The sequence below is a fragment of the Streptomyces sp. ADI96-02 genome (assembly GCF_003846185.1).
Classification (GTDB): domain Bacteria; phylum Actinomycetota; class Actinomycetes; order Streptomycetales; family Streptomycetaceae; genus Streptomyces.
In genome coordinates, this window is sequence record NZ_ML123034.1 from 2316926 (window position 1) to 2339809 (window position 22884).

The following is a 22884-nucleotide window of genomic DNA, read 5'->3' on the forward strand; positions in this document are numbered from 1 at the left end:
AGGGCCCTCGGACCAGTCGGTCCGGGGGCCTTCGGCATGTCACCGAACGTGCCGGATCTGCTACTGCGAATCAGCGCGGAATCGCAGGTTCCTTATACAACCCTCACCGTGCTAAAACTGGTCTACACCACTGCGTGGTACAGACCACGGCTCTCTGCCGCGTCTGTCGAGTCGCCGCCTCCCCACATCGCTGAATCCGGGCGGCGCCGTGCCCTCTGGAGGAAGTTGATGACCACGGCTGAGACCGCACCCGCGGCCGAGAAGAAGAAGGGCGCGGGCGTGATGGCCGTCATGCAGCGCATCGGCCGCAGCCTGATGCTGCCGGTCGCCGTCCTGCCGGCCGCCGCCCTCCTGGTCCGGCTCGGCAACGAGGACATGCTGGGCCGCGAGTCGTTCCCGGCCTTCGTCACGAAGCTCGCCGGCTACATGGCGGCGGGCGGCGGCGCCCTCCTGGACAACATGCCGCTGCTGTTCGCCGTCGGCATCGCGATCGGCTTCGCGAAGAAGTCGGACGGCTCCACCGCGCTGGCCGCCGTCACCGGCTACCTGGTCTTCCAGAAGGTGCTCGCCACCTTCACCGACGGCAACCTCCCGCAGGTCGCCTCCGTCGTCGACGGCAAGATCGTGATGAGCGACGCACCGGTCAACGCCGGCGTCCTCGGCGGTGTCGTGATGGGCATCGTCGTGGCCCTGCTGTACCAGAAGTTCTACCGGACGAAGCTGCCCGACTGGGCCGGCTTCTTCAGCGGACGCCGCCTGGTCCCGATCCTCTCCGCGTTCGCGGGCCTGCTCATCGGCATCGTCTTCGGCATCATCTGGCCGGTGCTCGGCGCCGGTCTGCACAACTTCGGCGAGTGGCTGGTCGGCTCGGGCGCGGTCGGCGCGGGCATCTTCGGCGTCGCCAACCGTGCGCTGATCCCGGTCGGCATGCACCACCTGCTGAACTCCTTCCCGTGGTTCCAGGCGGGCGAGTTCAACGGCAAGCACGGCGACATCGCCCGCTTCCTGGAGGGCGACCCGACGGCCGGGCAGTTCATGACCGGATTCTTCCCGATCATGATGTTCGCCCTTCCGGCGGCCTGCCTGGCGATCGTCCACTGCGCCCGTCCGGAGCGCCGCAAGGTCGTCGGCGGGATGATGTTCTCCCTCGCGCTCACCTCGTTCGTCACCGGCGTGACCGAGCCGATCGAGTTCACGTTCATGTTCATCGCCCCGGTGCTGTACGCCGTCCACGCGGTGCTGACCGGCGTCTCGATGGCCCTGACCTGGGCGCTCGGGATCAAGAACGGCTTCGGCTTCTCCGCCGGCCTGGTCGACTTCGGGCTGAACCTCGGCATCGCGTCGAAGCCCTGGCTGCTGGTCCTGGTCGGCCTGTGCTTCGCGGTGCTCTACTACGTGGTCTTCCGCTTCGCGATCATCCGGTTCAACCTCCCGACCCCGGGCCGGGAGTCGGACGAGGAGCTGGCCGAGCTGCTCAAGGCCGAGGCGAAGTAGCCCCGGCCGCGTCACGACCCCGACGCCGCCGAAGCCCCGCCCTCCGCCTCGGGAGGGTGGGGCTTCGTCGTACCCGGCGCGGGCCTCAGACCTCGTAGACAGCGCCCGGGGCCGCCAGTTCCACCGGGCCCGGGTAGACCGTACGGGCGTCGGCGACGTTGCGCTCCGCGTCGGTCCACGGCGGGATGTGGGTGAGCACCAGCCGCCGCGCTCCGGCGCGGGCCGCCGCCTCGCCGGCCTCCCGGCCGTTCAGGTGCAGGTCGGGGATGTCCTCCTTGCCGTCGACGAACGACGCCTCGCACAGGAACAGGTCGGTGTCGCGGGCCAGGTCCTCCAGCGCCTCGCAGACCCCGGTGTCGCCGGAGTAGGCGAGGGAGGAGGAGCCGTGCTCGATGCGGATGCCGAAGGTGTCGACCGGGTGGCAGAGCCGGTCCGTACGCACCGCGAAGGGGCCGATCTCGAACGCGCCCGGCTTGAGGGTGTGGAAGTCGAAGACCTCGCTCATCGCCCGCTCCGACGGGGTGTCGCCGTGGGCGGCGGTCAGGCGCCGCTCGGTGCCCTCCGGGCCGTACACCGGCAGCGGGACGGGGCGTGCCCCGTCGTGGCGGTAGTAGCGCACGACGAAGTACGCGCACATGTCGATGCAGTGGTCGGCGTGGAGATGGCTGAGGAAGATCGCGTCGAGGTCGTAGAGACCGACATGGCGCTGCAACTCGCCGAGGGCGCCGTTGCCCATGTCGAGGAGCAGCCGGAAGCCGTCGGCCTCGACGAGGTAGCTCGAGCATGCCGAACCCGTGGACGGGAACGAGCCGGAGCAGCCGACGACGGTGAGCTTCATGGAGCGTGAACCTCCGAGACGTGGGAACGGGGAGGGTTCGTGCGGTTCCTGCCGGAACGTTGAGCGGTTCGTCGAGCGTAAGGCGCAAAAGAGCGCGTCGCTCCTCAGCTGCCTGCCGTTGTGGGGGAACTCACCTGCTCTGTCACCGGTTCGATGGAAGCGCGCCCGCGGCGGGAGTCCGGCGGCGCGGCCTGTCCGGTGCGCGCCGCCGGTACGGTCGGGGGATGGACTCGATCTGGTGGGTGGCGCTGGTCGCCGTGGTGGTGCTCGCACTCGTCGCGGCGGTGGTCGACGGGCGGGGCCGGTCGGACCGCGGGCCGCGGTCGCGGCGTCCCGGAGGGCGCACCCGGCCGCCGGGCGCGCCGCCCCGTGGGCCGAAGGGCGGCCCGGGGAGCGGGGACGGGCGGGCGCCACGGGCCGGGGAGGTCTGGTGGGCGGACGTGCCGTACGAGGACGGGCCCGGGTCGAAGGACCGGCCGTGCCTGGTGCTCTCGGTACGGGGCCGGGGCCGGAGCCGTACGGCGCTGGTCGCCAAGATCACCAGCAAGCACCACGAGGAGCGGCCCGGGGTGATCGCGCTGCCGGCGGGGACGGTGGGCGACGCGCGGGGGCGGCGGAGCTTCCTGGAGACGGACGAGCTGCGGGAGGTGGCGCTCGGCGGGTTCCGCCGCCGGGTGGGGTCGGTGGATCCGGCGGTGTGGAAGCGGGTGCGGGGGCTGGGCGCGAGGTGACGGTGCGCGGGGAGGCGGGGGCCCGAGGAGCGGGGGGCTTCGGCGGCTCCGCCCCGGCTCCCCGCTCCTCGCGCGCCCATGGGCCCAGGGGCGCTCGGCGCGGCTCAGGCCCAGAGCTGGCCGTGCAGCGTCGCGATGGCCGCTTCCGTCGTCGGGGCGGTGTAGACGCCGGTGGACAGGTACTTCCAGCCGCCGTCGGCGACGACGAACACGATGTCGGCGCTCTGTCCCGCCTTGACCGCTTTGGCTCCCACGCCGATCGCCGCGTGGAGGGCCGCTCCGGTGGAGACGCCCGCGAAGATTCCTTCCTGCTGGAGGAGTTCGCGGGTGCGGGTGACGGCGTCGGCGGAGCCGACGGAGTAGCGGGTGGTGAGGACCGAGGCGTCGTAGAGCTCCGGGACGAAGCCCTCGTCGAGGTTGCGCAGTCCGTAGACGAGGTCGTCGTAGCGCGGTTCGGCGGCGACGATCCGGATGTCCGGCACGTTCTCGCGCAGGTAGCGGCCGACGCCCATCAGGGTGCCGGTGGTGCCGAGGCCGGCGACGAAGTGGGTGATGGAGGGGAGGTCGGCGAGGATCTCCGGTCCGGTGGTGGCGTAGTGGGCGCCCGCGTTGTCCGGGTTGCCGTACTGGTAGAGCATCACCCAGTCCGGGTGCTCGGCCGCCAGTTCCTTCGCGACGCGGACCGCGGTGTTGGAGCCGCCCGCGGCCGGTGAGGAGATGATCTCGGCTCCCCACATGGCGAGCAGGTCGCGCCGCTCCTGGGAGGTGTTCTCCGGCATGACGCACACGATGCGGTAGCCCCTGAGCTTGGCCGCCATGGCGAGCGAGATGCCGGTGTTGCCGCTGGTGGGCTCCAGGATGGTGCAGCCGGGCGTCAGGCGGCCGTCCTTCTCGGCCTGTTCGACCATGTGGAGCGCCGGGCGGTCCTTGATCGAGCCGGTGGGGTTGCGGTCCTCCAGCTTGGCCCAGATGCGGACGTCCTCGGACGGGGACAGCCGCGGGAGGCGGACGAGGGGGGTGTTCCCCACGGCCGCCAGCGGGGAGTCGTACCGCATCAGCGCATGCCGCCGGCGACGGCGGGGAGGATCGTGACGTTGTCGCCGTCGTTGAGCCGGGTGCTGATGCCGTCGAGGAAGCGGACGTCCTCGTCGTTGAGGTAGACGTTCACGAAGCGGCGCAGTTGTTCGCCGTCGACGATGCGCTCACGGATGCCGGTGTGGCGGGTCTCCAGGTCGGCGAGGAGGTCGGCGAGGGTGTCCCCGTTGCCTTCGACGGCCTTCGCGCCGTCGGTGTAGGTGCGGAGGATGGTGGGGATGCGGACCTCGATGGCCATGGCGTGGGCTCCTGTCGAAAGCGTGGAGGTGGCGTGGGGCGCGCGTTTCTGCCCCCGCGCAGGGGGTGGTGCGTGTGGGTGGGCGCGCGGACCGCGACTCAGGCCGGGCGGCTCACGGGCAGGCTACGGGCGGGACAGATCGCGCTGGCGAGCCTGCACAGGTCGACGTGCAGCCGCGCGACGAGCAGCGTGCCCGGCGTCTTCTTGCTCACGTCAGAGGGAACCATGCGGGCATCGTATCGATTCCCGGTCCGGAAACCCGAGTGTCGTCCCATATCGCGGATGGTGGGCGTTCACCATGTGGATGGGCTGGGCTGTCCCAGGTCGTGCGGGAGGTAGACGACGGTGGGTGTGCCGGTCACCGGATGGGTGCTGACCTCGGCGGCGACGCCGTACACCGCGCGCAGCAGTTCGGTGGTGAGGACGTCGGCCGGGGGCCCGGAGGCGAGGACGCGGCCCTCCTTGAGGACGTAGAGGCGGTCGCAATAGTACGCGGCGAGGTTGAGGTCGTGCAGGGCCAGCAGGTTGGTGGTGCCCAGGTCGCGGACGAGGGAGAGGATCTCCAGCTGGTAGCGGATGTCCAGGTGGTTGGTGGGCTCGTCGAGGACGACCAGGGCGGGCTGCTGGACGAGGGCGCGGGCGACCAGGGCGCGCTGGCGTTCGCCGCCGGAGAGCGAGGCGAAGGCGCGCGGTTCGAGGTGCGCGACGCCGACCCGGGACAGGGCCGCGGCGACGAGGGAGGCGTCGGCGGCGTCGTCCGCCTCCCAGAACCGCTTGTGCGGGGCGCGGCCCATCGCGACGACCTGGCCGACGGTGAGTTCGAATCCGGCGTGGCCGTCCTGCGGGACGGTGGCGATGCGGCGGGCGCGGGCCTTGACGGGCAGGGCGGCGAGGTCGTCGCCGTCCAGGAGGACCCGGCCGTGGGTGGGGCGCAGAGCGCCGTAGACGCAGCGCAGCAGGGTGGTCTTGCCGCTGCCGTTGGGGCCGACCAGTCCGACCGTCTCGCCGTCGGCGGCGGTCAGGTCGACGGCGTCGACGAGGTGGCGGCCCTCGCCGGTGCCGTACGAGAGCCCTTCGGTGCGCAGGGTGGTCACGGGCGGGCTCCCTCGGGGGGCGGGGTCGTCATGCGGGGGCTCCCTCGGGGCGGCGGCGGAGCATCCAGAGGAAGAACGGGCCGCCGGTCAGGGCGGTGAGGACGCCGACCGGGATGTCCTGCGGGGCGGCGAGGGTGCGGGCGGCGAGGTCGGCGAGGACGAGGAAGAGCGCGCCGCCGAGGGCGGTGACCGGCAGCAGGGCGCGGTGCGCGGCCCCGACGGCCATCCGGGCCATGTGCGGGACCATCAGGCCGACGAAGCCGATCGCACCGCTGTACGCGACGAGGACGCCGGTCATGAGGGAGGCGAGGACGAAGACGGCGGCCCGGAAGCGGGCGGTGTCCAGGCCGAGGACGGTGGCTCCCTCCTCGCCCACCAGGAGCAGGTCGAGCGGGCGGGCCAGGGCGAGCAGGACGGCGGTGCCGAGGACCAGGGTGGCCGCGGGGAGCGCGAGCATGTCCCAGCGGGCCGCGCCGAGGCCGCCGAGGGTCCAGTGGAGGACTTCCTGGAGGTGGTCGGCGCGGGCGGAGGTGACCAGGATCAGGCTGGTCAGGGCGGACAGGACGTAGGAGACGGCGACCCCGGCGAGGACGAGCCGGTTGGTGGTCAGCCCGCCGCCGCCGCGGGCCAGCGCGTAGACGGTCAGCAGGGAGAGCAGCGCTCCGGCGAAGGCGGCGGCGGGGATCGTGACGGTGGTGGCGAGGGTGGCCCCGACGCCGAGGACGATGACCAGGACCGCGCCGGTGGAGGCGCCGGAGGAGACGCCGAGGAGGAACGGGTCGGCGAGCTGGTTGCGGACGAGGGCCTGGAGGACGGCGCCGATGACGGCGAGTCCGGCGCCGACGACGACGCCGAGCAGCACGCGCGGCAGCCGGACGTCCAGGACGATCGTGCGGAACGGGCTCGCCGCCGCCCGCCCGGTCAGGATGTCGAGGACCTGGCCGGGCGGGATGCGGACGGAGCCGAGGGCGAGCGCGGCGAGGACGGCGGCGGCCAGCAGCGCGGCCAGGGAGCCGAGGACCAGGGTGCGGCGCAGCGCCCGCCGCGGTGCGGGGGTGCGGCAGGTCACGGGGCGGTGGCCGCCGTTTCCGCCGCCGGGTGGAGCTGGGCGGCGAGTCTGCCGACGGCGGCGGGGACGCGGACGCCGAGGACGGCGTCGGAGAGCGGCAGCACGGCGAAGCGCTTGTTCCTGATCGCGGGGACGTCGGCGAGGGCCGGGTCGGTGAGGAGGCGCTTCTTCTTCTGGGCGACGGTGGTGGAGCCGTAGTCGTAGATCACGACGGCTTCGGGCTTGCGGGCGACGACGTTCTCCCAGGAGGCGTCGCCGAAGGTCTTGTCGAGGTCGGCGAAGACGTTGGTTCCGCCGGCCCGTTCGATCAGCTCGTTGCCGATGCCCTTGCCACCGGCGGTGAAGGCGGTCCTGTCGCCGCTGTCGTAGGCGAAGACGGGGACGGGGTCGACGTTGGCCAGTCTCTTCGCGATGGCGGCGTTCTGCGCCTCGGCCCGCTCGATCCACGCCTCGGCGCGGTCGGCGACGCCGAAGGTGCGGCCGACCTCGCGGACCTCCTGGTAGAGGGTGTCCATCGGGGTGTCGTCCTCGGCGCAGTACTCGGTGTTGAGCCGGGTCTCGATGCCGGACTTCTCCAGCGCCTCGCGGCTGCGGCCGTCGCCCGCGGCGAACGCGGTGGCGTAGCCGCCGTAGACGAAGTCGGGGTTCGCGGCGAGGAGCTGCTCGTAGGAGGGGTACTCCTTGGCCAGGACGGGTACGGAGGCGTAGTCCTTCGCGTACTTCGGCAGGACCCGGTCGTCGAGGTAGGCGGTGCCGACGAGGGAGTCGGCCAGGCCCAGTTCCAGCATGATCTCGGTGACGTGCTGGTTCATGGTGACGACGCGCTCGGGCGGGGCCTGGTAGGTCGTGGTGACGCCGCAGTTGGTGACGGTGTAGGGGAAGCCGTCGCTGTTCGCGCCGGTCTTCCTCCCGTCGGTCCGCCCGGCGTCCGGGGCGTCGTCGCCGGCCGGGGTCGAGCAGGCGGTCAGGGCGAGCGGGAGCAGCACGGCGGCGGCTATGAGCGCGGGGGTGCGCCGGGGCATGGCGGGGCCTCTCCGGGGGATTTCCGCGTCCCCTGGTCGGTGCGGGAAGGCTGCGGGCCAGTTCCTGACTCCCGGGCCGCCCTCCGGTGCGCTGTGCGCTTGGAGGGGGCCCGGTCACAGTGGCGGGACCGTGCCGGATTCGCACCGGCTTCCTGGTTCCTGCTGCCTTGTACGGGTCTCGGGGTGCAGTGTGCCAGACGGAATGAGCGGCGCCGCGCTCAGTACGCCTCGACGACCTGCACGTCTTCTTCCGTGATCTCGCCGTCCACGATGCGGTACGAGCGGAACTGGAAGGGGCCGGCGCCGTCGGTGTCGGCGGTGGAGACCAGGACGTAGTGCGCGCCGGGCTCGTTGGCGTAGGTGACGTCGGTGCGGGAGGGGTACGCCTCGGTCGCGGTGTGCGAGTGGTAGACGATCACCGGCTCCTCGTCGCGGTCGTCCATCTCGCGGTAGAGCTTGAGGAGGTCGCCCGAGTCGAACTCGTAGAAGGTGGGCGAGCGGGCGGCGTTGAGCATCGGGATGAAGCGTTCGGCGCGTCCGGTCCCGGCCGGGCCCGCGACCACTCCGCAGGCTTCGTCGGGGTGGTCGGCGCGGCAGTGGGCGACGATCCGGTCGTGGAGCGCCTGGGTGATGGTGAGCATGGCGCCAGGATATGACCGGCCTCCGGTGCGCCGGCCGGGCCGGGCCTGCGGGCCCTCGCGTACCGGTGAGTGGTACGGGAGGGCCCGCAGGCTGGACGCCGCGGCCGTTGGGGCGGCCCGGGGCGGTCCGGGAGGAGGCCGTCAGCGCTTGGTGAAGGCGGTGTTCTCCGGATTGCGCGCCTTGAGGACCAGGTAGGAGACGCCGAGCAGGAGGGCCCACAGCGGTGCGCAGTAGAGCGAGATCCTGGCGTCCTCGTCGACGGCCATCATGACGATGACCAGGCCGATGAAGCACAGGGCGAACCAGCTGGTGTACGGGGCTCCGGGCGCCTTGAAGGTGGACTGCGGGAGGAGGCCCGCGTCGGCCATCCGCCGGTAGCGGATCTGGCTGACCAGGATCATGATCCAGGCCCACATGCCGGAGATGGTGGCGAAGGAGACGACGTAGTTGAACGCCTCGCCCGGCCACTGGTAGTTGATCCACACGCCGACGAGCATCAGGGCGGCGGAGAAGGCGGTGCCGGCGAGCGGCAGGCCGTTCTTCGTGAGCTTGGTGAAGGCGCGGGGGCCCTGGCCGTTGAGGGCGAGGTCGCGGAGCATGCGGCCGGTGGAGTACATGCCGGAGTTGCAGGAGGAGAGCGCCGCGGTCAGGACGACGAAGTTCACGATGGCGGCGCCGATGCCGAGCCCCATCTCCTCGAAGGCCTTCACGAACGGCGAGACGCCGGGCTTGAACGTGGACCACGGCACGACGGACAGGATCATGACCAGCGCGCCGACGTAGAAGACGGCGATGCGCCACGGCACGGTGTTGATGGCCTTGGGCAGCACGGTCTTGGGGTCCTTGGACTCCCCGGCGGTGACGCCGACGAGTTCGACGGCGAGGAAGGCGAACATGACGATCTGGAGCGTCATGAGGGTGCCGCTGATGCCGTTGGGGAAGAAGCCGCCGTCGTTCCAGAGGTTGGAGACGGTCGCGGTGTCACCGGCGTCGGAGAAGCCGACGGTCAGGACGCCGGCGCAGATCAGGATCATGCCGATGATCGCGGTGACCTTGACCATGGAGAACCAGAACTCCAGCTCGCCGAAGAGCTTCACGGAGATCAGGTTGGCGCCGAACAGAATGATGGTGAAGACCAGCGCGGACAGCCATTGCGGAATGTCCCACCAGTACGTCATGTAGGTGGCCGCGGCGGTGACTTCGGTGATTCCGGTGACGACCCAGAAGAGCCAGTAGGTCCAGCCGGTCACGAATCCGAAGAACGGGCCGAGGAATTCGCGGGCGTACTCCGCGAAGGAACCGGAAACGGGGCGGTACATGAGGAGTTCGCCCAGGGCCCGCATGATGAAGAAGATGACCAGGCCCGCGATCGCGTAGGCCAGGATGAGGCTCGGTCCGGCCCGGTCGATGGCTTTGCCCGCACCGAGGAAGAGTCCGGTGCCGATGGCTCCGCCGATGGCGATCATCTGGATCTGCCGGGCTCCCAGACCGCGCTGGTATCCCTCGCCGGCCTCGGTGTCCCCGGTTTCAACGCCGAGTGGTCCCTTGCCGGCCCGTCCGTCGTCGACCTGCGCCGATGTCATGGTGGTGCGCCTTTCTCCACGCTGATCCGCGCGCCGTCCCTGGCTGCGGATCAGGTCCTGATCCCCCCGGATATGGATGGAGTGCCGCCGGCGTTCGGCCGGCTCGTAGCGCCCCCGGGAACAGGGGTGGCGTCCCCGGGCGGTCGTGAAGATTTATCACGGCCGCCCGTGGACACCGTGGGACATTCTGTGGTGCACACCACAGGAAAAAGCGGACAAGCGTTTCCATCCGCAATAAAAAAGGCCGTTCGGGTGACAGGATCGTTATTCGAATTTGAGCGTTCGTTGAGCGAACGCCGCCCGGACCCGCCGGCTCACGGCATCAGCGTCTCGACGAGCGTCTCCTGGAGCGCGCCGAGCCAGAGGTAGGCCATGACCATCGGCTTGCGCGGGTCGCCGTCGGGGAGCCGGTAGAGCGAGCCCTCCTCGCCCTCGTCCTCGTCGGAGACCTCCAGCCGGGCGCCGATGGTGAGCCGGAGGTCGTTGAGGGCGCCGAGCCAGCTGCGGCACTGGTCGCCGGAGAGGGTGAGCACCGCGCCGCCGTCCCCGCCGGGCGCGAGGGCGTCCAGGGTCCGCACGACGGCGAGCGCGTCCTCGCGCTTGCGCGAGCGCAGGTCGTTCTCGGTGAAGCGGCGGAACTCCGAGGCCGCCTCCCGCAGCTCCTTGTCCGCCTCGGCGGACGCGGCCCGCTCCCCCGGACCTCCGTACGCGTCGGGGAAGAGGCGGGCGAGGGCGGGGTCGGAGGGCGGTTCGCTGGGGCCCTCGGCGAAGAGCGCGGCGAGCGGGTCCTCGCCCTCGGCCGGCTGGTCGCCGGGGCCGATCAGTTCGAGCAGCTGCACGGCGAGGGAGCGCAGGATCGAGATCTCGACCTCGTCGAGCGCGACGGCCGCGCCGCCGCCTGGGGTGGCCTCGAAATGGCCGGCCATGGATTCTCCGATGGTGGGTCGGGCGGGGCGGGGGCGGCGGTCAGTTGCGGTCCTGGGTGAGGGTGGCCCACAGCCCGTAACCGTGCATGGCCTGGACGTCGCGCTCCATCTCCTCGCGGCTTCCGCTGGAGACGACGGCGCGGCCCTTCTGGTGCACGTCGAGCATGAGCCGGTGCGCCTTGTCCTTGGAGTAGCCGAAGTAGGCCTGGAAGACATAGCTCACATAGCTCATGAGATTGACCGGGTCGTTGTGGACGAGCGTCACCCACGGGACGTCCGGCTCGGGGACCGCGAAGGTCTCCTCGGCGGATTCAGGACGTTCGATCTCTAAGGGGGCAGCAACGCTCACCTGTCCCATGCTGCCACCCGAGCGGGGCCGGCGCACAAACGGACCCCACATCTCGTCACTCTGACGAATAGGGGGTAGCATCCGTGCCATGAACTCAGCGGACCTTGGTCGACGGGTCGGAGTACCGTCGACCGCCCTCTTCACCGACCAGTACGAGCTCACGATGGTGCAGGCGGCTCTCCGGGCCGGCACCGCCGACCGGCACTCGGTCTTCGAGGCGTTCACCCGGCGGCTCCCCGAGGGGCGGCGGTACGGCGTCGTCGCCGGCACCGGGCGGCTGCTGGACGCGGTGGAGAACTTCCACTTCGACGACGAGATGATCGGCTTCCTGCGCGAGCGGAAGGTCGTCGACGGCCCCACGCTCGACTGGCTGGCTGACTTCCGCTTCCGGGGCGACGTCCTGGGCTATCCGGAGGGCGAGGTGTACTTCCCCGGCTCGCCCGTCGTGCGGGTCGAGGGCTCCTTCGCCGAGTGCGTGCTGCTGGAGACGGTGATCCTCTCCATCCTCAACCACGACTCCGCCATCGCCGCCGCCGCCTCGCGGATGTCGGCCGCCGCCGGGGGCCGCCGGCTGATCGAGATGGGCGCCCGGCGCACGCACGAGCTGGCCGCGGTCGCCTCGGCCCGCGCCGCGTACGTCGGCGGCTTCGACACCACCTCCGACCTGGCGGCCGGCTTCCGCTACGGCATCCCCACCGTCGGCACGAGCGCGCACGCCTTCACCCTGCTCCACGACACCGAGCGCGACGCCTTCCGCGCCCAGGTCGACTCGCTGGGGCACGGCACCACGCTGCTGGTCGACACGTACGACGTGGCGGAGGCGGTCCGGGCCGCGGTGGAGATCGCGGGGCCCGGACTCGGCGCCGTACGGATCGACTCCGGCGACCTGCTGCTGGTCGCGCACCGGGTGCGCCAGCAGCTCGACGAGCTGGGGGCCACCGGGACGAAGATCGTGGTGACCTCGGACCTGGACGAGTACGCCATCGCCTCGCTGGCCGCCGCTCCGGTGGACGCGTACGGGGTCGGCACCCAGCTCGCGACCGGGAGCGGGCACCCCACCTGCTCGATGGTCTACAAACTGGTCGCCCGCGCCGGCTCGGCCGACCCGGACGACGCGCTGGTCCCGGTGGCGAAGAAGTCGCTGGGGTCGAAGGCGTCCCGGGGCGGGCGCAAGTGGGCGGCGCGCCGGATGGACGCGTACGGGGTCGCGGAGGCGGAGGTGGTCGGCACCGGCGAGGTGCCCGCCGAGCTGGCCGGCAGCGAGCTGCTGGTGGAGCTGGTGCGCGGCGGCGAGGTGGTCGCCCGCGAGCCCCTGGAGGCGGCCCGCGAGCGGCACGTCGCGGCCCGCGGCCGGCTGCCGCTGTCGGCCACGCAGCTGTCCCGCGGCGAGCCGGTGATTCCGACGGAGTACGTGTGAGACGCGGCGGAGCGGAGAGGGGCACAGCCCTTAGGCTCGATGGCGTCCCCGTGCACCTCACCGCTCCCTCCCCCACCGAAGGACCCGCCATGCACCGCGCATTGATCGTCGTGGACGTTCAGAACGACTTCTGCGAGGGCGGCAGCCTCGCGGTGGCGGGCGGTGCCGACGTCGCCGCCGCCATCACCGACCTGATCGGCGACGCCCAACCCGGCTACCGCCATGTCGTGGCCACCCGCGACCACCACATCGACCCCGGGGACCACTTCTCCGCCACGCCGGACTTCGAGCGCTCCTGGCCGGTGCACTGCGTCGCCGGCACGGAGGGAGTGGGCTTCCACCCGAACTTCGCGCCCGCCGTGGCCTCCGGCGCGATCGACACCGTGTTCGACAAGGGCGCGTACTCGGCCGCGTACAGCGGCTTCGAGGGCGCCGACGAGAACGGGACCGGTCTCGCCCAGTGGCTGCGCGACCGCGAGGTGACCGAGGTCGACGTGGTCGGCATCGCGACCGACCACTGCGTCCGCGCCACCGCGCTGGACGCCGCCCGCGAGGGCTTCGTCACGCACGTACTGCTCGACCTCACCGCCGGGGTCGCCGGGCCGACCACCGAGCGGGCCCTGGCGGAGCTGCGGACGGCGGGCGTGAAGCTCTCCGGCACGCCGGTGGTCGCCGAGGCCGGGTAGGCGCCGGGGCCGCCGTCCTGGCCGCTCCCGACCGGTCCCAGCCCGCCTCAGGCCCCCTCAGGCCGCCGGGCGGGCGGGTCCGGCGTGTCCGGCGGGGCCCAGCAGCGCCCGGATCGGGTGCCACAGCTCCTGGCCGGACTGCGGCGCGGTCCGCCAGAGCAGGCCGTCCGGGTGGTGCAGCACCGCCGTGATCTCGTCCGGCGTGGGCGGCCGGGCGTTGCCGCGCAGGTAGACGGCGCGCAGCCCCAGGTTCCGCAGCCTGGTCAGGGCGCGGGCCCGGTTCGCGGCGTGCACCAGCACCCGGACCGGCGCGCCCGGCGCTCCGGCCGCGCCGCCGCACGGCGCCGTTCCGTCGGCCGGGCGGGTGAGGGTGAGGGCCACCACCACCGTGCCGTTCGGCAACCTGCAGAAACCTCCGTCGGCCATACCGCGCGCTCCCCCATGAGACGTCGTGTCAATAAGAATACGGACAAGAGGCACCTAAACACGATCGGCCGCCGCCCGCTAGAGGGCGACGGCCGATCATGGTCTGACCTGCGGTGATGCGGTACTACTTGCCCGAGGGGCTGACCAGCAGCGTCATCGTCGAGCCGTCGCGCGGCTGGCTGACGATGGAGATCCGGGTGTTGGTGTCAGGAACCTTGACACTGCCCGTCGGGTTCTCCGCGTACCAGTAGGTGCCCTTGCGGTCGTCGAAGACCGGCGCGCCGAGCGACGGCTTGATCTTCAGCGGCACGTCGGCGTTGTGCAGCGTGAAGCCCTTGTTCGGGTACCAGCTGAACGGCGCGTCGAACGGCTGGATCTTGTTGCGCAGGACCGTGCCGTCCGTCCACTTGAGCGGCTTGGCGTGGGAGTCGACCGGAAGGATCAGGCCCTGGCCCGGGTGGACCGAGGTGTTGTTGTCCTTCTGCGAGGTGTCCCACAGCCAGACCAGCAGACCCGTCTGGTAGGAGTAGTGCTCGACCCAGTCGGGGCGGGTCGTGGAGAAGCCGAAGTTGTACGGGCCGACCTTCAGGGTCTCGTCGTACGAGACGTACTGGCGGTTCTCCGCGATGTAGTACTGCGGGTAGTCCTGCGTGAAGGACTCGCCGATCCGCGAGAAGCCCTTCGCGGTCCAGCCGTTGTCGTCGCCCTCGGCGTTGTCCGAGAAGAGCGGGGCGCCGTCGGCGGTGACGCTGATGCCGTCGGCCGTGAAGCCCTTGCCGCCCGCGCCGCCGTCGGTCTGGTAGCGGAAGCGGAGGTCGATCTTCTTGCCCGCGTAGGCGTCCAGCGGGAAGGAGAGCTTCTTGTACGCGCCGGAGACGTCGGTCAGGGCCGGCTTGTCGCTGGCGTCGCGCGGGATGGCCTTGCCGTCGGCGGTGCCGTCGAGCGGGGTCCAGCTGGAGCCGCCGTTCTCCGAGACCTCGGTGTAGAGGTAGTCGTAGTCGGCCTCGATGTCGTACCAGCCCGAGAGGTCGAGCACGGCCTTCGACTTGCCCGTCAGGTCGAGCGAGCGGGTCAGGGTGTTCGACAGGTCGTCGCCCATGTCGCTCCACCACTGCTTCGCGCCCTCGGCGGGCTTGACGACCGTGGTGGTGACGGCCTTCTCGGGCAGCTCGACGACGAGCGCCTGCTTGTCCTTGGTGTTGTACTCCGAGACGCCCAGCTTGTGCAGCGAGGTCTTGCCCGCCTTGGCCTTGGCGTAGTCGAGCCAGCCCAGCTGGAGCTTGTCCCACGACGTCATGTCGCCGGGCAGGTCGCCGATCTCGCCCTTGCCGGTGCCGAGCCAGGAGCCCGCCGACATCAGGGACCAGAAGCCGACCGAGTTCTCGCCGCCGCCGGAGGTGTCGTACAGGTCCGGGAGGCCGAGGTCGTGGGCGTACTCGTGGGCGAAGACGCCCAGGCCGCCGTTCTCGGGCTGTGCGGTGTAGTCGCCGACCCAGATGCCCGTGTCGCCGATCTCGGCGCCGCCGGCCTTGTTGCCGGCCGGACCGGTCGCGCCGGCGTTGGTGCCGTAGGCGTACCAGCGGTGCGCCCAGATGGCGTTGGTGCCCTCGGCGCCGCCGCCGGCGGACTCGTCCTCACCGGCGTGGACCAGCTGGAAGTGGTCGATGTAGCCGTCCGGCTCGTTGAAGTTGCCGTCGCCGTCGAAGTCGTAGCGGTCCCAGGCGTCGTACTCCGCCAGGTCGGCCTTGATCTGCGCCGTCGTACGGCCCTTGGCCTTCTGGTCGTCGACCCACGCGTTGACGCCGTCGCGGACCGCGTCCCAGACGTTGGCGCAGTTGGTCGAACCGCAGTAGTTGGAGCCGTAGCGGGCCTCGTTGTACGGGACCTTGACCCAGTCGGAGACCTCGCCCTCGACCGAGTAGCGGCCCGAGGAGGTCTTCTCGTAGTAGGTCTTGAGCGAGTTGACGCCCTTGCCCTCGCCGAAGTAGAGGTCCTGGAAGTGCTTGCGGTTGTAGTCGGCCTTCCAGGCGGTGCTGTTGTCCTTCTTCGGGTCCGGCTTGGCGATCTGGTTGTGCGCCGGGCCCGGGGTGCCGCCGTACTTCTGGACGGGCGGCTTGGGGCCGTCGCCGTCCGGGTCGATCATGGTGGTGTCGTCGACCTTGTCGCCGAACTCCAGCAGGATGGTGAAGATCTTGTCGGTCTTCTCCCGGCCCAGCTCCACGTACTTCTTGTCGCCGAGCTTGACGACCTGCGAACCGCTCCGGTTCGCGACCTTCTTGTCCCCGGACAGCACCTGCTCCAGCGCGGCCTCGCGCTCGGCGGCCTGCTGCTCGCTGAAGGGACCTTCGAGGTCGTGCTTCTGGTGCCCCTTGGCCGGCGCCGGGTCACGGCGGTCGACGATGGAAGCACCCGAACCCGACGTTGAGTCGTTCGCCTGGGCGGTGGCGAAGGTCGACGCCGTCGCGGCGGTCGCGGCCATGGCCACGACAACAGCAGCGGTGCGAAGTGCCCGTCTCTGATTGGTCACTTGATGCAGTCCTCCCCGGGCGTCCGCGCAGCGGCCAGGGGGGTGTGAAGAGGGCCGCGCGCGTAAACGCGTCACAAGTGACGACATTTGATCGGAGTTACGAGAGAAAAGACAGACCTTGACTTGCACAGACCAAGTGCACTATGCAGGAGCGCTCTTCCGGAATGCGGACATTCGCCGCCAACAGGCGCGTCGAACCGTCCGGTTGGTGAGAAGCGTGAATCCGTGCGCCCCCTGTGCACCGGCACCACAGGGAAGCCCCGCTTACCGCCCGCCCGGGTCGGGCATCCACCGTCGTAAGGTCGCTCGACGCCCGCGACCGTGTCGACCGCCCGACCCATCCGACGTCCCGAGGACGGAACCGCCATGCCGCGTCCGACTGCCGCACAGTTCGCCTACGGTTCGGCCACCGTCATCGTCTCGGCCCTCGCCCTGCTGCTGCTGTCCGGCGCCGCGTCGGACGTCGCCGTGGCGGCCGTCTGCACGGCGGCCCTCGCGCTCGGGCTCCTGGTGGCCGCGGTGCTGCCGGCCCCGCGCCCGGTCCGGCCCGCCGCCCTCGCCCACCGGGCCCCGGACGGGCCGGCCCCGCGCCGGGTCCCGGCCGCCCGCACGTCCGAGCGGACCGAGGAGCACTCGCTGCGCCGCTGAACCGGGGGCGGGGATGGGCGAACGGAAGGACAGGAAGGCGGGGTCTAACGGGCCACGACGACCACGGTCTTGGCCGCCTTGTCCTCCAGCGCCTGCCGGTAGGGCTTGTCGATGAACATCAGCACGATGTTGATCAGCCACCACAGGCACGGGCAGCACAGCAGCGCCGGAACCCACAGCACGACGGCCCGCAGCAGCGAGGCGCTGACGTCGGGCACCCGCCCGTCGTTGAGCATCGCCACACGCAGCTTCAGCAGGCGCTTGCCGAGCGTGCGCCCGTCCTTGTGAGTGAAGTACGTGTCGTAGGCGACGTAGACCACCAGCCCGATGAGCGACCACAGCAGCTGGTGTCCGGTGTACGCGTTGCCGACCGCGTCGCCGAAGCCGTCGTCGCCGTTGTCCGAGGAGACGTCGACCGCGCCGCCCCAGGGCAGCGAGATCAGGTACAGCGGGATCGAGATGATCAGGAAGTCGATGAGCCGCGCCAGGACGCGCTTGCCCGGCTCGGCCAGCGGCGGCATTCCGGCCAGCGGATCGACACCGCCGTAGCCGCCGCCACCACCGTACGGATCGTTCGGCGGCGGCGGAGGGGGCGGCGGAACGTTCCCGTACGGCGAACCCGCTGACGGCGGCGTAGGCTCCTGCGGCTTCTTGAGGAACGGATCATCGTCCTCGGGCGGCTGGCCGGGCGTCGGCTGGTCGTTGCTCATGGGGGCAGTGCACCCCGCACCTCCGAGGGCCGCAACGGCTCAGGTGCTTTCGGGGGACGCCGGGCGGCATACGGCTCCGCGGGCCGTCCCACGCCCGGGTGACGCCCGGTCAGCCGTGACGCCCGGTCAGCCCGCCACGAACGTACGGGCCGCCTTGTCGTGCCAGCACTGCCGCCACGGCCGGTCGACCAGGCACCACAGGACGTTGGCCACCCCGATGACGAGCAGGCCCAGCACTCCGTAGACCAGCCACCGCCGCAGCGCGGCGCCGAGCGAGGGCGCGTCGTGGGACTCGATGTCCCGTACGTCGAGCCCGAGGAGCTTCTTGCCGAGCGTGCGGCCCCACTTGGCGGTGGGCAGCGCCTCCAGGAGGAAACCGAGGACGAGGAAGGCCGCCAGCAGCGTCCCGAGCAGGGCTCCGGTGGTGGAGTCCAGCAGCCAGACGGTGACGGTCCGGCCGGTCTGCTCGGCCGCGCTGATCTTCCGGTCGATGTGGTCCAGCGCCCGGGTGGCCAGGGGCGCGGCCACCGCGCCGACGGCCGCCCCGAGCACGAGGCTGTCGACCAGCCGGGCGGCGAACCGCTTCCCGAGACCGGCGGGCCGGGCCGCGGCCTGGGAACGGGCGAGCTGCTGGAAGGGATCGTCGACCGGCGGCTTCCAGGGGACGACGGGCTGGTCCGCGCCGGGCTGCGCGAACGGCTGGTGCCGCCGCGGTTCGGGCTGGGCCAGCTGGTGGACCTGCTGCGCCCAGGAGGTGGTGCCACCGCCGGATCCTGACGCCATCGGGGCAGGCGGTGCGGGCTGCACCGGAGCGAGGTCGGGCGCGGGGGCCCGGACCGGCCCCTGGAGCGCGGCCCGCTGCGGGGCGGCCGGTGCGGGCTGCTGCTGCACGGGGGGCACGGCCTGCGGCGGCACGGCGGCGGGCCGGGGCGCGGCCGGGTCCGGGGGTACGGCGGCCGGCGGGAGTGCGGCGGCCGGCCGGAGCGCGGTCGGCGGCTGCGGCGCGCTGCCGGAGGGGCGGCGGGCGACGGCGCCGGAGCCCGTCGCCCGGATCGTCAACGTGCCCTCGCCCGGCGCGGCGTCCGCCTCGCGCCCGCGCGGCGGAACGCTCTCGCCGCCCCGGTCGAGGGCGCGGATGGTGACCGTGCCCTCGGTGGGCGGGCGCACGCCGGCTCCGCCGGGAGTCGTCCGCCCGCCACCGTCCGGCATGCCGGGCAGGGCACCGCCGGCCGAGGCCGAGCCCGGGTCCGGGACCTGGGCGACGGCGGCACGGGGGTCGGCGGCGGCACGAGGCTCGGCGGCGGCACGGGGGTCGGCGGCGGTACGGGGGTCGGCCGGACCGGCGGGCGCCGGCTGCCCCGCCGGGGCCGGCCGGCCGGGGCGGTCCTGCGGCGGCGCGGCGGGCTCCGGAACCGGGTCGCCCCAGGAGACCCGGCGGTCCCGCTCGCCGCCGAACCCGCCCTGCCGCGCGGTGTCGGCCTGCCACACGGAGGCGGCCTCCGAGCGGGCCGCGCCGTGCGGGGCCCCGGCCACCGGAGCCGGGCCGGGCTCCAAGGCGTCCAGGGCGTTCGAGCCGTCCGGCGCGTCGTCCTCCTCGTCGAAGAAGATCGGACCGGTCTCCTCCATCGGCGCGCCCGCCGACGCGGTCCGCTGCTGGTCGGGGGCGGGACGGCTCGTCCCGGGCACCCAGGAAGCGCCGTTCCAGTACCGGACGTAACCGGGGATGGACGGGTCGGGGTAGTAGCCCTCGCGGGGGCTCTCGTCACCGGGTGCCGGAGTTGGCGCGCTCATCAGCGGGTCCCGTATCTCTTGGTGGCCTCGGGCCGTTCGGCGCCGGGAGGGCGGACGGCCTCCATACAGGAGTCCACATCTACCAGACCGCCGACCGCGGCCGGGCCGGTCCGGGTGTTTGGGACACGCGCTTCGCGGACGGGCCGAAGATTTTCCGGAAAGTCGCGTAATGAACGAAGTGGAGGGCGCTCTCTCCTGCCGGGGCCGGTCACGGGACCGGCCCGCGAGCACCGGAAGGTCGTGCACCGTCATGATGAACATCGTCGAACGTGAGCTGGAGCTGAAACTCGTCCTGTCGCCCGAGCGCTCGATCCCCGTGCCCGCCCGGCTGACGTATCGCACCGACGATCCGTACGCCGTGCACATCGCGTTCCACATCGGTTCCGAGTCGCCCGTGCACTGGACGTTCGCACGGGAGTTGCTGGTGGAGGGGGTGTTCCGGCCGTGCGGGGGCGGGGACGTGCGGATCTGGCCGACCAAGGTCGGCCAGCACAGCGTGATCTGTGTGGCCCTCACCTCTCCGGACGGCAACGCCCTGCTGGAGGTGCCGTCCGCCGCTGCCGCCGCGTGGGTGGAGCGGACGCTGCGGATCGTGCCGCCGGGCACGGAGAGCGAACGGCTCGGCCTCGACGAGGCGCTGGCGGAGCTGCTGGCCCCGCTGCCCGCCGACGACGTCTGGCTGAGCGAGCCGTGGTCCTCGGACGAGTCGTCGCCGCAGGAAGGCGAGGCGTGAGGACGGCCGTCGGCGGGGGCGGCGGCGGGCGGCATCGGCGAAGGGGGCCGCGTCGGCGAGGCCGGGCGACATCATCGGGGCGGGCGTCAGAAGAGCTTGCCGGGGTTGAGGAGGCCGAGCGGATCGAAGGCCGCCTTGACGTTCCGCTGCAACTCCATTCCGGTCTCGCCGAGTTCGCGGGCCAGCCACTCCTTCTTCAGGATGCCGACGCCGTGTTCGCCGGTGATCGTCCCGCCCAGTTCCAGGCCGAGCGCCATGATCTCGTCGAAGGAGGCGCGGGCCCTGCGGGACTCGTCGGGGTCGGTGTGGTCGAAGCAGACGACGGGGTGGGTGTTGCCGTCGCCCGCGTGGGCGCAGACGCCGATGGTGAGGTCGAACCGCTCGGCGATGGCCGCCGTGCCCTCCAGCATCGCGCCGAGCCGCGAGCGCGGTACGCAGACGTCGTCGATCATCGTGGCGGACTTGACGGTCTCCAGCGCGGTGAGCGACATCCGGCGCGCCTGGAGGAGGAGTTCGGACTCGGCCGCGTCGTCGGCGGGGACCACTTCGGTGGCTCCGGCGGCGGTGCACAGCGCTCCGACGGCGGCGAGGTCGGCCGCCGGATCGGGGGTGTCGAAGGCGCAGAGCAGCAGTGCTTCGGTGGTCTCGGGCAGCCCCATGCCCGACAGCGCGTTGACGGCGCGTACGGTCGTCCGGTCCATCAGTTCGAGGAGTGACGGGGTGTGACCACGCTCCATGATTCGGCACACAGCGTCACATGCGGCGGTCGCGGAGGGGAACTCGGCGGCGAGGACGAGCTGCTGCGGCGGCTGCGGCCGGAGCGCCAGGACGGCCTTGACGACGATGCCCAGGCTGCCCTCGGAGCCGACGAAGAGCCGGGTGAGGTCGTAGCCGGCGACGCCCTTGGCGGTGCGGCGGCCGGTGGTCAGCAGCCGCCCGTCGGCGAGGACGACCTCCAGGCCGAGGACGTACTCGGCGGTGACGCCGTACTTCACGCAGCACAGGCCGCCGGACGCGGTGCCGATGTTGCCGCCGATCGTGCACATCTCCCAGCTGGAGGGGTCCGGGGGGTAGTAGAGGCCGTGTTCGTTCACGGCGCGTGACAGGGTCGCGTTGACGACGCCCGGCTCGACGACGGCGATCCGGTCCACCGGGCTGATCTCCAGGATCCGGTCCATCTTCACCAGGGACAGCACGATGCACCCGTCCGAGGCGTTGGCCGCACCGGACAGGCCCGTGCGGGCCCCCTGCGGGACGACCGGGACGCGCAGCGCGGTGGCGGTCCGCATGACGTGCTGGACCTGCTCGACCGTGCGCGGCAGGACGACGACGGCCGGGACGCCCGCCTCGCAGAAGCTCGCCATGTCGTGGGCGTACGACGCGGTGACGTCCGCGTCGGTGATCAGGGTCTCCGGTGGAAGACCCGCGCGCAGCCGTTCGAGGAGATCGCTCATGATCCAAGCCTGACACCCGGGGCCAATGGTGTGAACCCGTCTGCGACGACGATCCCAAGACGCGGTGTGCTCGTATGACTGGCGCACAGTGAGGGCCATGGATGTCATGCCGCCGCAGGATCCGGAGTCCCGCCAGCCGTCCGAACCGTTCGGACCGACCGAACCGTCCGTGCCGTCCGGACCGGCCGTGCCGTCCGAGCCGTCCACGTCGTTCGAGCCGTCCGGGCACCCGCTGGACCCGCCGCACCAGCCGCACGCGCCCACCGAGGGCGCGACGGCGCTTCCGCCGCCGGCTCCCACCCTGCGCACGACCCTGCGCCGGGCCGCGCTCGGGGCGGTCGCGGCCGGGGTCCTGGTCGCCGGAGCTCTGGTGGCCGTACCGGACGGCGGGCGCGACGCGGGGCCGAGGACCCCGGGGCCGGTCGAACGGGCCGAGGCTGCGGCCACCGCGGGCTCCCCGGCCTCGCTCTCGGACCTGACTGCGCTCATCGGAGACCGGCAGAAGTGGGTGAAGTCCCACCCCGCCGACGCGCCGTCATGGGCGGCGCTGGGCGCGGCGTACGTCGAGTGGGGCCGGCGCTCGGCGGACACCGCGTACTACGGGCGGGCCGAGGACGCCCTGAAGCGCTCGCTGGCGGCGGAGCCCGGCGAACGCGGCAACACGCGGGCATGGGTGGGGCTCGCGGCGCTGGCCAACGCGCGGCACGACTTCCTCGCGGCGAAGAGGTGGGGCGAGACGGTGAAGGCCCGGCAGCCGGGCGCCTGGAGCGTGTACCCGGTCCTGATCGACGCGTACGAGGGGCTGGGCGACCGGACGGCGGCGACCGCGGCCACGGAGAAGTTCGGCGAACTGCGCAAGGGCGTGCCGGCGCTGGGCCGGACCGCCGACCTCTACCGGGGCCAGGGCTGGCGTGAGGACGCGCTGGCCCTGGCGCGGGAGGCGGCGGACCTGGCGACCGCCCCCGCCGAGAAGGCCGGGGCGCTGCACCGGCTGGGCGAGCTGGCCTGGGAGCGCGGGGAGCCGGAGGAGGCGTTGGCCCAGTTCGACGCCGCGCTGCGCACGGACCCCGGCAGCCACGCCTCGCAGGCGGGGCGGGCCCGCGCGCTGGCGGCCCTGGAGCGCCCCGACGAGGCGCTGGCGGCGTACCAGAAGGCGGTCGCGACGCTTCCGCGCCCGCAGGACGTGCTCGAACTGGCCGAGCTGTACGAGTCGCTGGAGTTGGACGGCGACGCCCGTACGCAGTACGCGAAGCTGGCGGACCTGCTGGCGTCGGCGCAGGCGGCCGGGGTCGACGAATCGCTGGTCGCGGCCCGCCACGCGGCCGACCACGGGGAGGCGGAGAAGGCCGTGGAGCTAATGCGCGGGCAGTGGGCGAAGCGGCACCGCAGCGCGGCGGTCTGCGACGCGCTG

Annotated in this window: 23 protein-coding genes and 1 riboswitch; of the genes, 7 read left to right on the forward strand and 16 right to left on the reverse strand. The window is 72.1% G+C overall.

Annotation, left to right across the window (positions count from 1 at the left end; genetic code table 11):
• The first annotated feature begins 228 nt into the window (after positions 1-228).
• Positions 229-1494: a PTS transporter subunit EIIC gene (locus tag EES43_RS10080; RefSeq protein WP_124268420.1), complete on the forward strand. Its 1266-nt coding sequence runs from the start codon at positions 229-231 to the stop codon at positions 1492-1494.
• Between the two features lie 85 nt (positions 1495-1579).
• Here the strand turns inward: EES43_RS10080 and EES43_RS10085 are convergent, their stop codons facing one another.
• Positions 1580-2332, reverse strand: coding sequence for an MBL fold metallo-hydrolase (locus tag EES43_RS10085; protein WP_124268421.1), 753 nt, complete (start codon positions 2330-2332; stop codon positions 1580-1582).
• 224 nt (positions 2333-2556) lie between these two features.
• Between EES43_RS10085 and EES43_RS10090 the strand changes: the two genes are divergently transcribed.
• Positions 2557-3063, forward strand: a complete 507-nt coding sequence (locus tag EES43_RS10090) for a type II toxin-antitoxin system PemK/MazF family toxin (protein ID WP_124268422.1) — start codon at positions 2557-2559, stop codon at positions 3061-3063.
• A 104-nt stretch (positions 3064-3167) separates the two neighbouring features.
• Here EES43_RS10090 and EES43_RS10095 read toward each other — a convergent pair whose 3' ends face one another.
• The 10 genes from EES43_RS10095 to clpS form a co-directional block, all read right to left on the reverse strand.
• A complete protein-coding gene (locus EES43_RS10095) occupies positions 3168-4118 on the reverse strand; it encodes a PLP-dependent cysteine synthase family protein (protein ID WP_124268423.1) in 951 nt (316 codons plus the stop codon).
• The gene (locus tag EES43_RS10100; RefSeq protein WP_124268424.1) at positions 4118-4396 is read right to left on the reverse strand and encodes a MoaD/ThiS family protein; all 279 of its coding nucleotides are present in this window, start codon (positions 4394-4396) and stop codon (positions 4118-4120) included. Before EES43_RS10100 ends, EES43_RS10095 begins: the two co-directional genes overlap by 1 nt.
• A gap of 98 nt (positions 4397-4494) precedes the next feature.
• The gene (locus EES43_RS31710) at positions 4495-4623 is read right to left on the reverse strand and encodes a putative leader peptide (RefSeq protein WP_277426054.1); all 129 of its coding nucleotides are present in this window, start codon (positions 4621-4623) and stop codon (positions 4495-4497) included.
• 66 nt (positions 4624-4689) lie between these two features.
• On the reverse strand, positions 4690-5490 hold the full coding sequence (locus EES43_RS10110) for an ABC transporter ATP-binding protein (RefSeq protein ID WP_124268426.1): 801 nt from the start codon (positions 5488-5490) through the stop codon (positions 4690-4692).
• A gap of 28 nt (positions 5491-5518) precedes the next feature.
• Positions 5519-6559, reverse strand: coding sequence for a FecCD family ABC transporter permease (locus tag EES43_RS10115; RefSeq protein WP_124268427.1), 1041 nt, complete (start codon positions 6557-6559; stop codon positions 5519-5521).
• Complete coding sequence (locus EES43_RS10120; protein WP_124268428.1) at positions 6556-7581, reverse strand: ABC transporter substrate-binding protein; 1026 nt, start codon at positions 7579-7581, stop codon at positions 6556-6558. Before EES43_RS10120 ends, EES43_RS10115 begins: the two co-directional genes overlap by 4 nt.
• Before the next feature lie 58 nt (positions 7582-7639).
• Positions 7640-7739: riboswitch (cobalamin riboswitch) on the reverse strand.
• Positions 7740-7799: 60 nt separating this feature from the next.
• Positions 7800-8222, reverse strand: coding sequence for a M67 family metallopeptidase (locus EES43_RS10125; protein WP_124268429.1), 423 nt, complete (start codon positions 8220-8222; stop codon positions 7800-7802).
• A gap of 141 nt (positions 8223-8363) precedes the next feature.
• A complete protein-coding gene (locus EES43_RS10130) occupies positions 8364-9806 on the reverse strand; it encodes an amino acid permease (protein WP_124268430.1) in 1443 nt (480 codons plus the stop codon).
• Positions 9807-10120: 314 nt separating this feature from the next.
• Positions 10121-10732: a DUF2017 domain-containing protein gene (locus EES43_RS10135; RefSeq protein WP_124268431.1), complete on the reverse strand. Its 612-nt coding sequence runs from the start codon at positions 10730-10732 to the stop codon at positions 10121-10123.
• Between the two features lie 40 nt (positions 10733-10772).
• On the reverse strand, positions 10773-11090 hold the full coding sequence (clpS, locus tag EES43_RS10140; RefSeq protein WP_124268432.1) for an ATP-dependent Clp protease adapter ClpS: 318 nt from the start codon (positions 11088-11090) through the stop codon (positions 10773-10775).
• Positions 11091-11169: 79 nt separating this feature from the next.
• Between clpS and EES43_RS10145 the strand changes: the two genes are divergently transcribed.
• Positions 11170-12498 (forward strand): nicotinate phosphoribosyltransferase, encoded by a 1329-nt coding sequence (locus EES43_RS10145; protein ID WP_124268433.1) that lies wholly within the window; start codon positions 11170-11172, stop codon positions 12496-12498.
• An 89-nt stretch (positions 12499-12587) separates the two neighbouring features.
• A complete protein-coding gene (locus EES43_RS10150) occupies positions 12588-13184 on the forward strand; it encodes an isochorismatase family protein (RefSeq protein ID WP_124268434.1) in 597 nt (198 codons plus the stop codon).
• A 57-nt stretch (positions 13185-13241) separates the two neighbouring features.
• Here the strand turns inward: EES43_RS10150 and EES43_RS10155 are convergent, their stop codons facing one another.
• Both EES43_RS10155 and EES43_RS10160 read right to left on the reverse strand, forming a co-directional pair.
• Entirely contained in the window at positions 13242-13610 is a 369-nt protein-coding gene (locus EES43_RS10155) for a hypothetical protein (RefSeq protein ID WP_124268435.1), read from the reverse strand.
• A gap of 124 nt (positions 13611-13734) precedes the next feature.
• Positions 13735-16137 carry an immune inhibitor A domain-containing protein gene (locus EES43_RS10160; protein WP_124268436.1) on the reverse strand — a complete coding sequence of 801 codons (2403 nt, stop codon included), beginning with the start codon at positions 16135-16137 and terminating at the stop codon, positions 13735-13737.
• A gap of 366 nt (positions 16138-16503) precedes the next feature.
• Between EES43_RS10160 and EES43_RS10165 the strand changes: the two genes are divergently transcribed.
• On the forward strand, positions 16504-16785 hold the full coding sequence (locus EES43_RS10165; RefSeq protein ID WP_124268437.1) for a hypothetical protein: 282 nt from the start codon (positions 16504-16506) through the stop codon (positions 16783-16785).
• A 44-nt stretch (positions 16786-16829) separates the two neighbouring features.
• Here EES43_RS10165 and EES43_RS10170 read toward each other — a convergent pair whose 3' ends face one another.
• Together EES43_RS10170 and EES43_RS10175 are read right to left on the reverse strand one after the other, a co-directional pair.
• Positions 16830-17495: an RDD family protein gene (locus EES43_RS10170; RefSeq protein ID WP_124268438.1), complete on the reverse strand. Its 666-nt coding sequence runs from the start codon at positions 17493-17495 to the stop codon at positions 16830-16832.
• Between the two features lie 126 nt (positions 17496-17621).
• The gene (locus EES43_RS10175; RefSeq protein ID WP_124268439.1) at positions 17622-19286 is read right to left on the reverse strand and encodes an RDD family protein; all 1665 of its coding nucleotides are present in this window, start codon (positions 19284-19286) and stop codon (positions 17622-17624) included.
• 250 nt (positions 19287-19536) lie between these two features.
• Between EES43_RS10175 and EES43_RS10180 the strand changes: the two genes are divergently transcribed.
• Positions 19537-20019 (forward strand): SsgA family sporulation/cell division regulator, encoded by a 483-nt coding sequence (locus EES43_RS10180; RefSeq protein ID WP_124271883.1) that lies wholly within the window; start codon positions 19537-19539, stop codon positions 20017-20019.
• Between the two features lie 86 nt (positions 20020-20105).
• Here the strand turns inward: EES43_RS10180 and EES43_RS10185 are convergent, their stop codons facing one another.
• Positions 20106-21473, reverse strand: a complete 1368-nt coding sequence (locus tag EES43_RS10185; RefSeq protein WP_124268440.1) for an FAD-binding oxidoreductase — start codon at positions 21471-21473, stop codon at positions 20106-20108.
• Positions 21474-21570: 97 nt separating this feature from the next.
• Here EES43_RS10185 and EES43_RS10190 point away from each other — a divergent pair.
• Positions 21571-22884: tetratricopeptide repeat protein (locus EES43_RS10190; protein ID WP_124271884.1), on the forward strand; the 1314-nt coding region annotated here is incomplete at its 3' end.

Excerpts from the sequence above, each read along its gene's own strand:
- EES43_RS10180 (WP_124271883.1), top strand. The coding sequence starts at position 19,537 with ATGATGAACATCGTCGAACGTGAGCTGGAGCTGAAACTCGTCCTGTCG.
- EES43_RS10170 (WP_124268438.1), bottom strand. The coding sequence starts at position 17,495 with ATGAGCAACGACCAGCCGACGCCCGGCCAGCCGCCCGAGGACGATGAT.
- EES43_RS10125 (WP_124268429.1), bottom strand. The coding sequence starts at position 8,222 with ATGCTCACCATCACCCAGGCGCTCCACGACCGGATCGTCGCCCACTGC.
- EES43_RS10150 (WP_124268434.1), top strand. The coding sequence starts at position 12,588 with ATGCACCGCGCATTGATCGTCGTGGACGTTCAGAACGACTTCTGCGAG.
- clpS (WP_124268432.1), bottom strand. The coding sequence starts at position 11,090 with ATGGGACAGGTGAGCGTTGCTGCCCCCTTAGAGATCGAACGTCCTGAA.
- EES43_RS10175 (WP_124268439.1), bottom strand. The coding sequence starts at position 19,286 with ATGAGCGCGCCAACTCCGGCACCCGGTGACGAGAGCCCCCGCGAGGGC.
- EES43_RS10135 (WP_124268431.1), bottom strand. The coding sequence starts at position 10,732 with ATGGCCGGCCATTTCGAGGCCACCCCAGGCGGCGGCGCGGCCGTCGCG.
- EES43_RS10100 (WP_124268424.1), bottom strand. The coding sequence starts at position 4,396 with ATGGCCATCGAGGTCCGCATCCCCACCATCCTCCGCACCTACACCGAC.
- EES43_RS10165 (WP_124268437.1), top strand. The coding sequence starts at position 16,504 with ATGCCGCGTCCGACTGCCGCACAGTTCGCCTACGGTTCGGCCACCGTC.
- EES43_RS10185 (WP_124268440.1), bottom strand. The coding sequence starts at position 21,473 with ATGAGCGATCTCCTCGAACGGCTGCGCGCGGGTCTTCCACCGGAGACC.
- EES43_RS10155 (WP_124268435.1), bottom strand. The coding sequence starts at position 13,610 with ATGGCCGACGGAGGTTTCTGCAGGTTGCCGAACGGCACGGTGGTGGTG.
- EES43_RS10090 (WP_124268422.1), top strand. The coding sequence starts at position 2,557 with ATGGACTCGATCTGGTGGGTGGCGCTGGTCGCCGTGGTGGTGCTCGCA.
- EES43_RS10085 (WP_124268421.1), bottom strand. The coding sequence starts at position 2,332 with ATGAAGCTCACCGTCGTCGGCTGCTCCGGCTCGTTCCCGTCCACGGGT.
- EES43_RS10130 (WP_124268430.1), bottom strand. The coding sequence starts at position 9,806 with ATGACATCGGCGCAGGTCGACGACGGACGGGCCGGCAAGGGACCACTC.
- EES43_RS10095 (WP_124268423.1), bottom strand. The coding sequence starts at position 4,118 with ATGCGGTACGACTCCCCGCTGGCGGCCGTGGGGAACACCCCCCTCGTC.
- EES43_RS10080 (WP_124268420.1), top strand. The coding sequence starts at position 229 with ATGACCACGGCTGAGACCGCACCCGCGGCCGAGAAGAAGAAGGGCGCG.
- EES43_RS10120 (WP_124268428.1), bottom strand. The coding sequence starts at position 7,581 with ATGCCCCGGCGCACCCCCGCGCTCATAGCCGCCGCCGTGCTGCTCCCG.
- EES43_RS31710 (WP_277426054.1), bottom strand. The coding sequence starts at position 4,623 with ATGGTTCCCTCTGACGTGAGCAAGAAGACGCCGGGCACGCTGCTCGTC.
- EES43_RS10145 (WP_124268433.1), top strand. The coding sequence starts at position 11,170 with ATGAACTCAGCGGACCTTGGTCGACGGGTCGGAGTACCGTCGACCGCC.